The organism is Gordonia bronchialis DSM 43247 (assembly GCF_000024785.1).
GTDB lineage: Bacteria > Actinomycetota > Actinomycetes > Mycobacteriales > Mycobacteriaceae > Gordonia > Gordonia bronchialis.
In genome coordinates this window covers 709,759-724,030 of the sequence record NC_013441.1, presented here as the reverse complement: position 1 = coordinate 724,030, position 14,272 = coordinate 709,759, and the positions used below count along the sequence as shown (strand labels likewise).

The 14,272-nt window shown below is 68.2% G+C and carries 17 protein-coding genes, 1 pseudogene and 1 riboswitch; of the genes and pseudogenes, 8 read left to right on the top strand and 10 right to left on the bottom strand.

The window, feature by feature from the left end; all coding sequences use genetic code 11:
* Window positions 1–58: 58 nt before the first annotated feature.
* The 4 genes from GBRO_RS03270 to GBRO_RS03255 all read right to left on the bottom strand — a co-directional run bounded on the left by GBRO_RS03270 (window position 59) and on the right by GBRO_RS03255 (window position 2,847).
* Window positions 59–1,198, bottom strand: coding sequence for a glutamate--cysteine ligase (locus tag GBRO_RS03270; protein WP_012832577.1), 1,140 nt, complete (start codon window positions 1,196–1,198; stop codon window positions 59–61).
* A 39-nt stretch (window positions 1,199–1,237) separates the two neighbouring features.
* The gene (locus tag GBRO_RS03265) at window positions 1,238–1,894 is read right to left on the bottom strand and encodes a superoxide dismutase family protein (protein WP_012832576.1); all 657 of its coding nucleotides are present in this window, start codon (window positions 1,892–1,894) and stop codon (window positions 1,238–1,240) included.
* Between the two features lie 63 nt (window positions 1,895–1,957).
* A complete protein-coding gene (locus GBRO_RS03260) occupies window positions 1,958–2,443 on the bottom strand; it encodes a LytR C-terminal domain-containing protein (RefSeq protein WP_012832575.1) in 486 nt (161 codons plus the stop codon).
* Window positions 2,444–2,490: 47 nt separating this feature from the next.
* Complete coding sequence (locus GBRO_RS03255) at window positions 2,491–2,847, bottom strand: DUF3263 domain-containing protein (RefSeq protein WP_012832574.1); 357 nt, start codon at window positions 2,845–2,847, stop codon at window positions 2,491–2,493.
* Window positions 2,848–3,071: 224 nt separating this feature from the next.
* Between GBRO_RS03255 and GBRO_RS03250 the strand changes: the two genes are divergently transcribed.
* From GBRO_RS03250 to GBRO_RS03225, 6 genes are read left to right on the top strand one after another with little or no spacing between them, the layout of a single operon-like run.
* On the top strand, window positions 3,072–3,908 hold the full coding sequence (locus GBRO_RS03250; RefSeq protein WP_012832573.1) for an esterase/lipase family protein: 837 nt from the start codon (window positions 3,072–3,074) through the stop codon (window positions 3,906–3,908).
* A 28-nt stretch (window positions 3,909–3,936) separates the two neighbouring features.
* On the top strand, window positions 3,937–4,539 hold the full coding sequence (locus GBRO_RS03245) for a peptide deformylase (protein WP_012832572.1): 603 nt from the start codon (window positions 3,937–3,939) through the stop codon (window positions 4,537–4,539).
* A gap of 12 nt (window positions 4,540–4,551) precedes the next feature.
* Window positions 4,552–5,580 (top strand): N-acetylglutamate synthase, CG3035 family, encoded by a 1,029-nt coding sequence (locus GBRO_RS03240; RefSeq protein WP_012832571.1) that lies wholly within the window; start codon window positions 4,552–4,554, stop codon window positions 5,578–5,580.
* A gap of 16 nt (window positions 5,581–5,596) precedes the next feature.
* Entirely contained in the window at window positions 5,597–6,199 is a 603-nt protein-coding gene (locus GBRO_RS03235) for a ribonuclease domain-containing protein (protein WP_012832570.1), read from the top strand.
* Window positions 6,196–6,696: a barstar family protein gene (locus GBRO_RS03230; protein ID WP_012832569.1), complete on the top strand. Its 501-nt coding sequence runs from the start codon at window positions 6,196–6,198 to the stop codon at window positions 6,694–6,696. Before GBRO_RS03235 ends, GBRO_RS03230 begins: the two co-directional genes overlap by 4 nt.
* A gap of 1 nt (window position 6,697) precedes the next feature.
* Entirely contained in the window at window positions 6,698–7,486 is a 789-nt protein-coding gene (locus tag GBRO_RS03225; RefSeq protein ID WP_012832568.1) for an exodeoxyribonuclease III, read from the top strand.
* Between the two features lie 3 nt (window positions 7,487–7,489).
* Here the strand turns inward: GBRO_RS03225 and GBRO_RS03220 are convergent, their stop codons facing one another.
* From GBRO_RS03220 to GBRO_RS03200, 6 genes and pseudogenes are all read right to left on the bottom strand, one after another.
* A complete protein-coding gene (locus GBRO_RS03220; RefSeq protein ID WP_012832567.1) occupies window positions 7,490–8,311 on the bottom strand; it encodes an ABC transporter permease in 822 nt (273 codons plus the stop codon).
* The gene (locus GBRO_RS03215; protein WP_012832566.1) at window positions 8,308–9,120 is read right to left on the bottom strand and encodes an ABC transporter permease; all 813 of its coding nucleotides are present in this window, start codon (window positions 9,118–9,120) and stop codon (window positions 8,308–8,310) included. Before GBRO_RS03215 ends, GBRO_RS03220 begins: the two co-directional genes overlap by 4 nt.
* Complete coding sequence (locus GBRO_RS27465) at window positions 9,117–9,554, bottom strand: hypothetical protein (RefSeq protein WP_321573994.1); 438 nt, start codon at window positions 9,552–9,554, stop codon at window positions 9,117–9,119. Before GBRO_RS27465 ends, GBRO_RS03215 begins: the two co-directional genes overlap by 4 nt.
* A gap of 103 nt (window positions 9,555–9,657) precedes the next feature.
* A pseudogene (locus tag GBRO_RS27460) lies at window positions 9,658–10,080 on the bottom strand (ATP-binding cassette domain-containing protein); the annotation flags it as partial.
* A 92-nt stretch (window positions 10,081–10,172) separates the two neighbouring features.
* Window positions 10,173–10,925: a siderophore-interacting protein gene (locus GBRO_RS03205; protein ID WP_012832565.1), complete on the bottom strand. Its 753-nt coding sequence runs from the start codon at window positions 10,923–10,925 to the stop codon at window positions 10,173–10,175.
* A 67-nt stretch (window positions 10,926–10,992) separates the two neighbouring features.
* The gene (locus GBRO_RS03200; RefSeq protein WP_012832564.1) at window positions 10,993–11,340 is read right to left on the bottom strand and encodes a GNAT family N-acetyltransferase; all 348 of its coding nucleotides are present in this window, start codon (window positions 11,338–11,340) and stop codon (window positions 10,993–10,995) included.
* Between the two features lie 209 nt (window positions 11,341–11,549).
* Window positions 11,550–11,663, top strand: a riboswitch (TPP riboswitch).
* Between GBRO_RS03200 and thiC the strand changes: the two genes are divergently transcribed.
* Together thiC and thiD are read left to right on the top strand one after the other, a co-directional pair.
* Window positions 11,654–13,360, top strand: coding sequence for a phosphomethylpyrimidine synthase ThiC (thiC, locus tag GBRO_RS03195; protein ID WP_012832563.1), 1,707 nt, complete (start codon window positions 11,654–11,656; stop codon window positions 13,358–13,360). (Overlaps the previous riboswitch by 10 nt.)
* On the top strand, window positions 13,357–14,229 hold the full coding sequence (thiD, locus tag GBRO_RS03190) for a bifunctional hydroxymethylpyrimidine kinase/phosphomethylpyrimidine kinase (protein ID WP_012832562.1): 873 nt from the start codon (window positions 13,357–13,359) through the stop codon (window positions 14,227–14,229). The genes thiC and thiD overlap by 4 nt, the downstream gene beginning before the upstream one ends.
* Window positions 14,230–14,272: the final 43 nt, after the last annotated feature.

Here is a 14,272-nt window from a genome sequence, read left to right as displayed (position 1 = left end):
TGCGGACGTCGCCCCGACGCCCCGCCCGGTCAACGGTTTTCGACGCACGATCAACGGGTCAACCCGCCGCGTCCAACTCCCCCACCACCGACGCCACCACGTCTCGCATCGTGCCGCCACCGGCGTGCACGGCCCGCTGCCGCTGATAGCTACCGCCGCTCTCGATGATGCTCGTCACCCCGGCCAGCTCGTCGATGCAGTCGAGGTCGCGGGCGATCGGCGCGAGTCGGTCGAGGACGCCGGCGAGATCCTCGGTGACCAGCCGCTCAGCGCAGTTGCCGTCGGTGATGACAATGGCGTCGAGGCCGTAACGCGCTGCGCGCCACTTGTTTTCCTGCACCAGCCACGGGGCCATCGTCGGCAGCGTTTCACCCGCCTCCAGCCGCCGATCCAGATCGACGACGAGGCAGTGGATCAGCGCGACCGCCGCCGACAGTTCGCGCAGATTGGTCATGCCGTCACACACCCGCACCTCGATGGTGCCCAGGTGCGGTGACGGCCGGATGTCCCACCGGATCTCGTTGAGGTGATCGATGATGCCGGTCGTCTTCTGGTCGGCGACAAAGGATTCGAACTCGTCCCACCGCGCGAACTGGAACGGCAGACCCGCGGTGGGCAACTGCTGGAACATCATCGCCCGGTTGCTGGCGTACCCAGTGTCCTGACCCGCCCACATCGGCGACGACGCCGAGATCGCCAGCAGATGCGGGTAGTAGTTGAGCAGCGCGTCGAGGATGGGTAACACCTTGTCGCGGTGGCTGATACCGACGTGGACATGCACGCCCCAGATGAGCATCTGACGTCCCCACCACTGGGTCCGTTCGATCAGTTCGGCGTACCGGTGCCCCTCGGTGAGCAGCTGAGTGGACCATTCCGCGAACGGGTGCGTACCCGCGCCGTACAGGTCGACGCCGAGTTCGTCGGCGATGCCACGCACCACCCCGAGCGTGCCGGACAGGTCGTCGAGCGCCTCGGCCGTGGTCCGGCAGACCCCGGTGACGAGTTCGACGGTGTTGCGCAGCAACTCCTTGTGCACCTGACCGGCATGCTCAGGATGTCGCTGCTCGACGGCGGCGAACAACGCGGCCGCCGAGTTCGACAGGTCGCCGCTCTGTTTGTCGGTGAGCGCGAACTCCCACTCCACGCCCAGTGACGGTGTCGGTGACCCCCGGAACGGGATCGACGGGATGGAGGTCACACACACCTCGCCTCTGGCCGAGACAGCGCCGGTGCTCGCCTACTGCTCGAGTGAGATGACGCCGCACGCGACCCGCGCTCCGGCATCGCCGGTCATCAGCGTCTTCTCACTGGGGTTGGGCACATTGCCGAAGTTGTCCGGCTTCTCGTGGATGATGATCGACTTGTCGACGATCTGCGAGAGCTTCACCCGGTCGGTGGTGGTGACGGTCTCGCCGGTGTGATCGTTGAGAATGTTGATCGATACCAGGTCACCGCTGGACGGATGGGCGTTGGCGGCACCGACCTGCAGGTGGCCGCCCGCGGCACCGAAGTCCTCGCCGTCCTTCGGCGCGCACTGGCCGTTGGCGTGGATGTGCATGCCGTGGAAGCCCGGTGCGATGTCCCCGCCGGTCACCCTGACGTTCACCGTCACCGGGCCGTCGGGGTTGCGCGCGGTGAAGGTGGCCTCGCCGACGACCTCGCCGTCCGGATTCTTGATCTCGGCCTTCGCCTGCTGGCCGGTCGGGACGTCGTCCTCGTTCTGCACCGACCCCGGCGGCAGCGGCGGCCCGGAGATCACCGACGGCGTGGTGCCCTTCGCGTCGGTCGGCGGCTCGTCGGGGGTACAGCCGGCCAGCACCGCGCCGATCGCCCCCGCGGAGGCCAGCGCTGCGATCACGCGCAGGGTGGTCGGGCGGTGTGTGGTGGCGGTCATGAGAACTCCTTGATCGGTCCGGTGCGGCTGATGAGAAAAGTCAGAACGGGCGGGCGGTGCGGCTCATTGCGCGCGCTCGATGGCGATCACGGCGATCCCGGTGCGGCACATGGTGAAACTCGACGGCCGCTCCTCGACCGAATAGCTACCACCGAGTGCCTGGTTGACCTTGTCCGCCTGTGCTTTGTCGGCGTCGTCGGCGTAGAAGATCGTGTTCTCGCTAAACCCGCCGCCGGTGTAGTTCTGTGGCCTGGCGGTTCGGAACTGCTGCGCCTTGAGCTGGTCGGTGACCTCCTGCGCGAGACCGCTGATGTCTCCGGCGTTGATCACGCACACCAGTTTGGCGTTCGACGCCACGCTGCTCGTCGTCGGCGCAGGCGCAGACGTGGTGGCCGTCTGCCGGTTGGCGGCTTCCAGGGCCTTCTCCGGGTCGTTCCCCGAAGTCGCCGCCGAGTGCCATCCCAGGCCGACGAAGACCACGGCGACGGCGAACAGCAGCATGGCCCCGGCACGCAACGGCAGGCGATTGGGCTCACGATCTGCATTCATCACCGACGACCTTAACGCACTTGCACCGGGCTGCCCGGGGCCAGCCGTCAGGTGATCTCGAAGCCGAGGCGCCGCGCCGCGCGGGCCTTCTGCCGCGAGGCGCGCAGCCGGCGCAGCCGCTTGACGAGCATCGGGTCGGCTGCGAGCGCCTCCGGCCGATCGACCAGCGCATTGAGGACCTGGTAGTAGCGGGTCGCCGACAACCCGAACAGCTCTTTGATGGCTTCTTCCTTGGCCCCCGCGTACTTCCACCACTGACGCTCGAAGGCCAGGATGTCGTGTTCCCGTCGTGACAACCCGTCCGCCCCTACCTCGTGCGGGTCCACCGCCGATTGATCGGCGGCGGCGTTCTCGGGGGTGGGTTGATCGCCCTGCTTCTGGCTACGCGCAGCTGCGCCGTCCATCTCGCTCCCTCACGATTACCCTCATCGATCCTCACACCACCGGTGTCCGCACCCGAATCACAGTGGTGTGGTTCGTGATCATCTAACCACGGTGCGCGGCCGCCGAGGCGGTGTGACTCGCCCGGTTCGGCGCCTCGCCGGACTTCTCGCAGGTCGGCCGGTGCACGCCGATCGCGCAGAATGTTGGCCTCACCAAAGTCCGTCGTCGCGCAGATAAGGGGGGGATGCGCATCCACAGCAGGGTTGGAACGCTGATCGCGGGAGCCGCGATCGCACTCGGGGTGACCATCGCACCACTGGCGACGACCACGGCCACCGCCGCGCCGAAGCCGGCCGGCGAGAAGGTCGTGTTCCTCATCCCGGGTCAGCAGGTGACCTCGTCGCCGCGCGCCTACGAGCAGGCCTACGGCGCCCTCGCCACGTCGCTGCGCACCGCCGGGTACCGCGTGACCTACATCCCCGCCGGCGGGCTGAACGTCGCCGCCGACGCCGCGCTGATCAAACGGACCATCGACCCGGTCGCCAAGCGCGCCTCCTTCGTCGGCATCGTCGCGCACAGTGCGGGCGGCCTCGGCGGGCGCTACTACCTCAAGTTCCTCGACGGTGCCGCCAACGTGAACCAGTACGTCGCGATCGGCACCGCCCAGTACGGGTCGCCAGGCGGATGCTCGCAACCGGTCCGGGGCGGCTTCGACACCTGCATGTACTCCGACGTCATCAAACGCCTCAACAAGGGCCCCGACGCCCCCGGACCGACGCGCTACTCGGTGGTGCAGTCCGACGGCGAGTGGACCGACGGCCGTCTGGACGGCACCCCGCAGTGCCGGTCGTACTCCCCGGTTCCGCTGGCCAACACCGGGTTCGACCACACCATCGAACCCACCCAGCCGGTGATCATCGCCAACACCATCACCTCGCTGCGCGGTGGCTGCGCCGGCAACGTGGTCACCGACAAGGTGGACAGCTTCACCTGGCAGTCCACCCTGTTCCCCGGTTTCCCGCCCCCGGCCCGCGACCTGCTGCGCGATCAGATGCCGCGGATCGTCCCCGCGCCCCGGTGAGCCCGCGCCGCGCAGTAATCTGACCCGCATGGCCATTCTCCCCATCTGCATCATCGGCGAGCCGGTGCTGCATCGTCGCACCGAGCCGGTGCCGCTCGACGATGCGGGCAAGCCGTCGGCCGAGGTCATCGCCCTGCTCGACGACATGTACGACACGATGGACGCCGCCCACGGCGTGGGCCTGGCGGCCAATCAGGTCGGCGTCGGACTGCGCATGTTCGTTTACGACTGCCCCGAGGGTGAGCGGTATGTGCCCGAGCGCCGCCGCGGCGAGGTGATCAATCCGGTGCTGGAGACCTCGGAGATCCCCGAGACCATGCCCGATCCCGACGACAACGACGAAGGCTGCCTGTCGGTGCCGGGTGAACAGTTCCCGACGGGCCGCGCAGACTGGGCCCGGGTGACCGGGGTGGATCGCACCGGCGCGGAGGTCGTGGTCGAGGGCACCGGCTTCTTTGCCCGCATGCTGCAGCACGAGACCGGTCACCTCGACGGCTTCCTCTACGTCGACGTCCTCGTCGGACGCAACGCCCGCGCGGCCAAGAAGGCCATCAAGAAGAACAAGTGGGGTGTGCCCGGCCTGACCTGGACACCGGGCGAGGTCGAGGATCCCTTCGGCCACGACGACTGACGAGCACACCTGGTGACCGACGCTGCCCCCGGCTTGTTCATCGGTGATCGCGTCGTCGTGCGGTACCTGCTCGGCGACGCCACGCCCGCCGACTGGCGCGGCGATCCGCGGGCGGCACGGTCGGATGTGACCGGCATCCTGGTCGCCGCCGGTGATCCCGGCACGGGCGAACCCCTACAACTCGACCGCGACGGTGTCACCGAGTCGATCCCGCACGACGCCATCACCTCGATCCGACTGCTGTCGGCGAAACCGGTGCGCAACAGCGAGATCCGGGCCGTCGAGCATGCCGCCGCACTCGCCTGGCCGGGTGTCGAGTCGGCGTGGATCGACGGCTGGCTGGTGCGGGCCGGGGGCGGATTCACCCGTCGCGCGAATTGCGCTCTGCCACTGGAACCCTCGGCACGGTCGGCGACGAGCCTGCCGCGGATCGCCGAGTGGTACCGCCGACGCGACCTGCCGGTGTTGCTGGCCCTGCCCGATCGTCTCATCACGCCCGGTGCATTCAGTGGCGTCCCCGGCGTCGAGGTGCAGTTCCTCACCGCCGATCTCCAGACCCTCTCAGGCCCTGCATCTTCCGGGTCGGCATCGTCGGGCGCCGTCCCCGACATCAGGCTCGACGACGCGCCGTCAGCAGCCTGGTTGCGCGCCTACGGCGGTGATCGGTCCGACGACCGCCCCGAGATCGACGTCGAGCCGGCCGCCGCCGTGATCGGCGCCGCCCGCGGTCCGCTCACCTTCGCGACCATCGGCACCGACGAGGTGATCGCGACCGGTCGCGCGGCCGTCACCGAGGGACCCGACGGTGTCCGACGTCTGGGCCTGACCGCATTGTGGACGCAGGCGGCGCATCGCCGCCGCGGACTGTCCGCCGCGATCCTCGATCGGCTCGTCGCCTGGGGTGCGCAGCAGGGGGCCACCTCGGCCTACGTTCAGGTGGAGACCACCAATCAGGTTGCCGGCGCCTGGTATCGGCGCCGCGGCTTCGGACTCCACCACACCATGCACTACCTCACCGTGCCATCGAATCCGGCGCCCTGAGCAGAGAAGGAGTTCGATGCCCAGCCGTTCCGGGTCGCCGTCATCGCGATCGCGTACGCCGTCACCGGCCGCACGCCGCCGACAGGCCGTCATCACCGCCGTCGCGCTGGCCGTGATCGGGGCCGTTTTCGTCGTGACGTGGCTGATCAACCATCGCGGCGACGACGCGTCGTCGGCGTCGAAGGCGGCCACCTCCACGTCCGCCGCGTCCACATCGGCCACCGTTGCGGCCGAGAAGGATTCGGCGACATCGTCGTCGAAGACGTCCGGCTCGCGTCGGCCGTCCGCACGCCCCCGTAGCACCCGCGCGTCGTCGCAGCCTGCCGAGAGCATCCCCGCCCGGGTCCGCACGACCCTCGCACTCATCGACGCCGGCAAGTGGCCGGCCGCCGCCAACGCGCCGGGCACCCACGGCGGAGATGTGTTCCGCAACAACGAACGTCAGCTGCCGGTCACCGACGTGTCGGGTGCCCGCATCACCTATCGGGAGTGGGATGTGAACCCCAAACGCCGCGGTTCGGGCCGTGACGCCGAACGAATCGTCACCGGCAGTGACGGATCCGCGTGGTACACCGCCGATCACTACCGCACCTTCGTCGTCGTGCGAGGGCCGCGATGACCCCGTTGGCGAAGTTCCTCACCGAGGCCGGCGGCCGCGGACCGGTGGTGGGGCTGTTGCCCGCCGACCGCCTGATCGACGTCCCGCCCGGCATCCGCCACCGTCGGGTCGACGGCGCCGAGGCCACCACGCTCGGCGGGCTCTACACCGCGTTCGCCGAGGCGTGGGACTTCCCGGAGTACTTCGGACGCAACAAGTCCGCCTTTGACGACTGCATGCGCGACCTCGACGGCGCCGACGACCCGGACACCGCCCCGCGCGGCTTCCTCACCCACATCCGCAACGCCCAGCGGCTGCTCACCGACGCCGAGGCCGACTTCGATTGGTTCGCCGAGTCGCTGCCGTTCTATCGCGATCACTACCGGGATCACTTCGGCCAGTCGGTGTCCGGGCGGGCCGCGGTGTTCGCGGTGGTCCTCTCCGCGCCCCGGCGGTCGCATGAGGCGGTGCGCGCCCGCTGGCGAGCGGCGGGTGTGCCGGTCACGGAGATCGACTGACGTGCGGATCGCGACCTGGAACGTGAACTCGATCCGTGCTCGCTCGGAGACGGTGGTCGCGTGGATGGAACACCACGACGTCGACGTCCTGGCCATGCAGGAGACCAAATGCCACGACGACGCGTTCCCGCTGATGAGTTTCCTGGTCGCCGGCTACGACGTCACCCACGTGGGCCAGGGCGCCTACAACGGGGTGGCGATCGCCTCCCGGGTGGGCCTCGACGAGATCGAGGTCGGCTTCGAGGGGATGCCGCCGCTGAGCGTCGACGGACGCGAGATCGTCGAGGCCCGGGCGATTTCCGCCCGATGCGCGGGGGTGCGCGTATGGAGTCTGTACGTGCCCAACGGGCGAGCGATCGACGATCCGCACTATCGGTACAAACTCGCCTGGCTCGAAGCCCTCGCCGACCGTTCCGCGTTGTGGCTGGCGCACGACCCGGCTGCGCAGATCATGCTCGCCGGTGACTGGAATGTCGCCCAGCGCGACACCGACGTCTGGGACCCCGGCTTCTTTGCCGGCAAACCCCACGTCTCCGACGCCGAACGCGCCGCCATCGCGGCGTTCCTCGACGCCGGACTCACCGACTCGGCCCTCCCCTACGCCGACGGCTACACCTTCTGGGATTACACGTCGCTGCGCTTCCCCCGCAACGAGGGGATGCGCATCGATTACGCGCTGTGTTCCCCCGCGCTCGACACCCGGGTGCTGGGCGCGACGGTGGACCGCGATGCCCGAAAACCCAAGGGTGCCAGCGATCACGCCCCGGTTATCGTCGACCTCGCGGATTGAGTGTCAATCCCCTTGCACCGCACGCCTATACCCGCGTACGGCGAGCACGCCGAAGACGACTGACAGCCCGACCGACCACACCAGGGTGCCGATCAACGCGTCACGGACCGGGCCGCCCTCGGTGAGGCCGGACATGGTATCGATGGCCAGACTCATCGGCTGATACCGCACCACCGGTTCCAGCCACCCCGGATACTCCTCGACGGGCGCGAATCCGGTGTTGAAGAACAACATCAGCAGGAACAGGATGCTGAGTTGCTGGATCACGGCCTTGCCGGAGACGATGGCCACCGCGATGACGAGGAACGCCACTCCCACCCCGAGCAGTACCGGGACCACCAGCGCGCCCAGGCCGGCGAGCCACCCCTGGGTGAATCGGAAACCCAAGGGGACGGCGACCGCGAACAGGATCACCGTGCCGGCGAACATCCGCACCACCTCGGCGACGATCCGGCCGATCAGATACCCCGATCGGGCTACCGGCAGCGTCCAGAGCCGTTGCAGCAGACCGGTGTCGCGTTCTTCGATGAACTGCAGTCCGGCCATCGCGGTGCCGAACATCGCGCCCACCAGCGCGACCAGCCCGGTGGTCCCGAAAATGCTGTCCCCCAGTCCGATCGCGGTGGTCGACTCGCCGAAGACGAGGTGGAACATCGCCAGCATGAATGCCGGGAAGACAAGTGACTGGACAATGATGCCGGGGTCACGCACCCAGGCTCGCAGCAATGCACCGGTATACGACGCCACCTGCGCGCCCAGGCCGACAGCCCGGCGCGAGGACACCGTCGCGGCCGGCGTACCGGGCTGGATGTCGTTGTGGCTCATCGGGTCACCTGCCTGCGCGCCACCAGAACCGAGCATGCCACGCCCACCGCGAGGAGACCGACGGCCCAGCCGATCACCCCGGCGGCATCGGGATCGGCACCCACGGACAGTTCACGCATCGCGTCGGCGAACACCGACACCGGACTGTTGCGCACCACCGGCTGTATCCACTCCGGGAACTGCTGGGCCGGAACGAGCCCGGTGGACACCATGATCAGCAGGAGCTGGGGAAGCATCAGCATCTGCGCCACACTGTCGGGATGGTCCACCACGGAGGCCAGGGCGTCGGTCATCAGACTGAGCGCCAGCGCGAAGGCGATCGCGATCGTCACGAAACCCGCGGTGTCCCACCATGAGCCGCGGAATCCGAAACCGAATGCCCACGCGATGAGGCAGGCGGCGGCGATCGACGCCGCCATCCGCACCAGCGCGCTGATCATCCGACTGCACAGGGGCGCGGTCCGCGGGATCGGGAGTGACGCCAGCCGATCGCGCACCCCGCTCTGCGCCTGGGTGCCGGCGATCTCGCAGGAGACGATCGCCACGAAGATCGCGGCCTGCATGATGATGAGCGGCAACAGGTACTGCGCGTAGTCGACACCGGTCCGGTCGAACCGGGCGTGCAGCGGGACGTAGAAGCAGACGAAGAACGCGATCGGCGATCCGATGGCCGAGATCACATACCCCTCGCGGGCAGCGGCTTTCAGTCCGCGGGCGGCCAGTTCGGGAACCGCCACCCACAACGGCACAGCGGTGCGCGGGGGTGACGTGGCCCTCGAGCGTGCATCGGTGAGCGCGTCGGTGCTCATCCGGCCAGTTCCGCCGCGCCGGAGGGGGTCTCGTCGACCGGACGCTCCCCGGTCAGCGCGAAGAACACCTCGTCGAGTGATGGTCTGCGCAACCCGATGTCGAAGACCGGGATCTCGTTGCGGCGCAGTTCCTCCACCACGCCCGCGACGGTGCCGAGTTCGTCGGGCGCGGCGATGGACAGCTTCGGCCGTTGCTCACCGGCGGCCACGTCGAGTTCGTCGAAGCCCGCCAGCGCGGCACGGGTTCGGGTGAGATCGGCGGCGTCGAGCAGCGTCACCTCGCAGACCGCTGATCCGGCACGGTGTTTCAGTTGCTCCGGCGTGCCGTGCGCGACGATGCGGCCGTGGTCGAGCATCACGATCGAATCGGCGAGCCGGTCGGCCTCCTCGAGATATTGGGTGGTGAGCAGCACGGTGATGCCGTCGTTGCGCAACGCGGCGATGGTGTCCCACACCGCCGCCCGGCTGCGCGGGTCGCGGCTCGTAGAGGAACAGCACCCGCGGCCGGGTGATGAGCGCGCAGGCGATGTCGACGCGGCGCCGCATGCCGCCGGACAGATCGGCGACCTTGCGATCGATGAACTCGTCGAGGCCGAAATCGCGTGCGACGACACCGATTCGCGCGGTGACATCGCGGCGCGAGAGGCCGGTGAGCCGGCCGAACATGCTGACGTTCTCCCGCGCGGTCAGCTTTGCGTCGAGCGAGGCGTACTGCCCGGTGAGGGAGATGATCTCGCGGACCTGCGCGGCGTCGGCGACGACGTCGTATCCGGCGATCCGTGCCCGCCCGGCCGTGGGGCGCTGCAGCGTGGACAGGATCGACACGGTGGTCGTCTTGCCGCTGCCGTTGGGTCCGAGCAGCCCGAGGATCGAGCCCTCGGGTATCTCGAATCCGACGCCGTCGAGGGCGCGGACCTCCCCGAAGGACTTGACCAGGTCTTCGATCACCACCAGGGACATGACAGCCTCTCGTCGACTCGTGAGCAACACCCACCGATCGCGAGTAAGGGTAACCTAATCAGCCGTTCGGGGACATCCCCCGACGTCGGCGGTCAGCCCCAGGCGCGGCCGTGCACCCAGTAGGCCTGGGCTTTCACCGCCTTCTTGCCGAGCTTGAAATCGTTCTTGAACACCGCCGACACCGCCCGGGTGCTTGCCGAATCCAGTGCCACCCAACCGTATTGGCCGGTGGCGTCGAAGGCTGCCGCCTTGACCGCATCGACGAGCGCGGCCCCGTCACGTTCCCGCGGAATCCAGTGGACGGTGTCCTGCGGGCGCAACCGCAGCGGCAGGTCCTTGTCGCTGTCGTGCTGATACTCGAACCAGATCGTCGCCGGCGTCAGGGGATTCGACGACGCCGAGATCGCGTCGAGCAGCGAATTGATCGCGGCCATCGACGCGGTGTCCCCGGCGATCAGGAACGCCTGCGCAGACTCGGGCATCTCGAACTTGGAGCCCATCGCGGTGGCGTTGATGACGTCGCCGGGCCGAGCCTGCTGCGCCCAGCGCGCTGCCGGACCGTCGTGGATCGCGAACTCGATCGAGAAGGTGTCGGCGGCGGGATCGGGGTCGACCAGTGTGTATCCGCGCTGATGCAGCTTGCCGTCGGACTCAAACCACAGCCGCACCCACATCGTCGGATGAACCGTGCGTTTGGTGAACAGACCTCCGCCGGTGAAGCCGAGGCGCAGGTAGTGATCGGTCACCGCCTCGGTGCTGGTGACCGTCAGCGCGACGTCGTCGGCACCCAGCAGCTTGAGCACCGCACCCTGCCAGCCGCGGCCTTTCGTGGACACCTCAGACATCGTTTGACCTCCCGTCGACAACATGTGCCGCCAGGATAGCCTGGGCTAACTTCTTACCGGTCTCGCGTCAGGCCGGAGCCACCGCGACGATCCCCGGGTGCGCGTCGAGGTAGTGCTTGGTGAAGGTGCACACGGGCCGCAGCCGAGCGCCCTGGTCGCGGGCGTAGGCGATCGCGGTGCGGGTCAGTCGGGTGCCGAGGCCATGCCCGGAGTACTCGTCGTAGAGCACCGTGTGCAGCACGGTGACGGTGGTCTGACCGTCGACGGTCTCGGTGGAATACCCGAGCACTCCGACGAGGTCACCGGCCACCCACAGCTCGAACCGATCCCGATCGGGATTGTGGACGACCTGCGAGATCTGCTGCAATATGGCCTGGGCCGACTGCGGCGGCCGTTGCCGGTGTTTCCTGTTCACGTGTTCCCTCCGGACAGCTTGAAGCGCGCGATCACGACCTGTCACCTGGTTCCCCAAACAGGCGGCATCCTTCGATCTGTGATCCCGGTCACACACTACCCTACGGAACCGTAGGCACGGCAAGGACACGGTCAGCGTGAGCGCAATCCGCCCGATCGGACAGGCCGTCGCGACGCCGTGCGGACCGGCGTAGTGTGTCGGTGGCAACAACCACATATCGCGGGGGCTCTCACGACACCGAGGGCTGAGATGGCGGAGGGCGGCCGCCGACCGCCTGAACCTGTCCGGGTAATGCCGGCGTAGGGAGCCTCTCATGGACACACGTGTATCTGCTGGTCGTCGTTCTGCCGGCGAAGACTTCACTGTCGACGCCGACATCCTCACCACCGGCCCCATCGAGGGAAGCCGTAAGCACTACCTCGAACTCGAGCACCTCCGCATCCCGCAGCGACGCATCCACCTCACCAACGGTGAGCATCTCGACGTCTACGACACGTCGGGCCCCTACACCGACGACGCCGCGGACATCGACGTCGAGCGCGGACTCCCACGAATGCGGGACAGCTGGCAGCGACCCGAGCCGGTGGACGGGGCATCGACGCAACTCGCCTGGGCGCGGGCCGGCGTCGTCACCGACGAGATGCGGTTCGTGGCCGCCCGCGAGAATGTCGACGTGGAGCTGGTGCGCTCCGAAGTCGCCGCCGGGCGCGCGGTCATCCCGGTCAATCACCGCCATCCCGAGTCCGAACCGATGATCATCGGCAAGGCGTTCGCGGTGAAGGTCAACGCCAACATCGGCAACTCGGCGGTGACCAGTTCCATCGCCGAGGAGGTGGAGAAAATGGTGTGGGCCACCCGGTGGGGTGCCGACACCATCATGGATCTGTCCACCGGCAAAGACATCCACATGACCCGCGAATGGATCATGCGTAACTCGCCGGTGCCGGTGGGAACCGTCCCGATCTATCAGGCGCTGGAGAAGGTCAACGGTGACCCGACGCGGCTCACCTGGGAGATCTACCGCGACACCGTGATCGAGCAGGCCGAGCAGGGCGTCGACTACATGACCGTGCACGCCGGTGTGCTGCTGCGCTACGTTCCGCTCACCGCGCGCCGGGTCACCGGGATCGTGTCGCGCGGCGGTTCGATCATGGCAGCCTGGTGTCTGGCGCATCATCAGGAATCGTTCCTGTACACCAACTTCGACGAGCTGTGCGAGATCTTCCGCCGCTACGACATCACCTTCTCCCTCGGCGACGGCCTGCGCCCGGGCTCCATCGCCGACGCCAACGACGAAGCCCAGTTCGCTGAACTCCGCACTCTGGGTGAGCTCACCACGATCGCCAAATCCTATGGCGTGCAGGTGATGATCGAGGGGCCCGGTCACGTGCCGATGCACAAGATCGCCGAGAACGTCCGCCTCGAGGAGGAGTACTGCGAGGAGGCGCCGTTCTACACCCTGGGCCCGCTGGCCACCGACATCGCACCGGCCTATGACCACATCACCTCGGCGATCGGTGCGGCGATGATCGCGCAGGCCGGCACCGCGATGCTCTGTTACGTCACCCCCAAAGAGCATCTGGGACTTCCCAATCGGGACGATGTGAAGGTCGGCGTGATCACCTACAAGATCGCCGCCCACTCCGCCGACCTATCCAAGGGCCACCCGCGCGCGCAGGAGCGCGACGACGCATTGTCCAAGGCGCGCTTCGAGTTCCGCTGGACCGACCAGTTCAACCTCGCACTCGACCCGGATACCGCGCGCGAATACCACGACGAGACGCTGCCCGCCGAGCCGGCCAAGACCGCCCACTTCTGCTCGATGTGCGGGCCCAAATTCTGCTCGATGCGGATCTCCGCGGACGTCCGCGCCTACGCCGAGGAGAACAACCTCGTCACCGCCGAGGACATCGACCGCAAGATCGCCGAGGAGATGGCGGCGAAGTCGGCCGAGTTCGCGGAGTCGGGCAACCGGGTCTACCTTCCGCTCGAGACTGCCGGGAGCACCACCGACCGATGACCGATCTACCGCTGTTACCGACTGCCGCACCGGGTTCGACGCCGACACGGGTGATGACCATCGCCGGGTCGGACTCGGGCGGCGGAGCGGGCATCCAGGCCGACATGCGCACCTTCGCACTGCTCGGCCTGCACGCCTGCGTCGCGGTGACAGCGGTGACGGTACAGAACTCGCTGGGCGTCAGCGGGTTTCAGGAGATCGCCCCCGATGTGGTCGCCGCCCAGATGCGCTGCGTCATCGATGACATCGGCGTCAGCGCCGCCAAGACCGGGATGCTGGCGTCGGCGCCGATCATCGACGCCGTCGTCGCCCAGTGCCACGATTCCGGACTGGGCCGCGACGCGGCGGTCCCGCTGGTCGTCGACCCGGTGTGCGCCTCCATGCACGGCGACCCACTTCTCGCCGTGGAGGCGCTGGACACCCTGCGCACCAAGCTCATTCCCATCGCCACCGTCGTCACACCCAACCTCGACGAGGTGCGGCTGATCACCGGGATCGACGTGGTCGACGACGCAACCCAGCGCGACGCCGCACGCGCTCTGCACGATCTGGGGGCGAAGTGGGCGCTGGTGAAGGGCGGCCACCTGCGCAGTTCCGATCACAGCACCGATCTCCTCTACGACGGCAACGACTTCCACGAGTTCGAGCACGCGCGTATCGACACCGGGCACGACCACGGCGCCGGAGACACCCTGGCCGCCGCCATCGCCGCTGCCCTGGCCCACGGCTATCCGGTACCCGATGCGGTCACCTTCGCCAAACGCTGGGTGTCGCGCGGACTGGCCGCGGCCTACCCCCTGGGCACCGGCCACGGCGCGGTCAACCCTTTGTGGCGGGTTTCGGAAACACCGAGTCCCCCGGGCGGTTGAGACATCACAGCCGTACGCGATGAGCTCAACCAGCGTGCGGAAC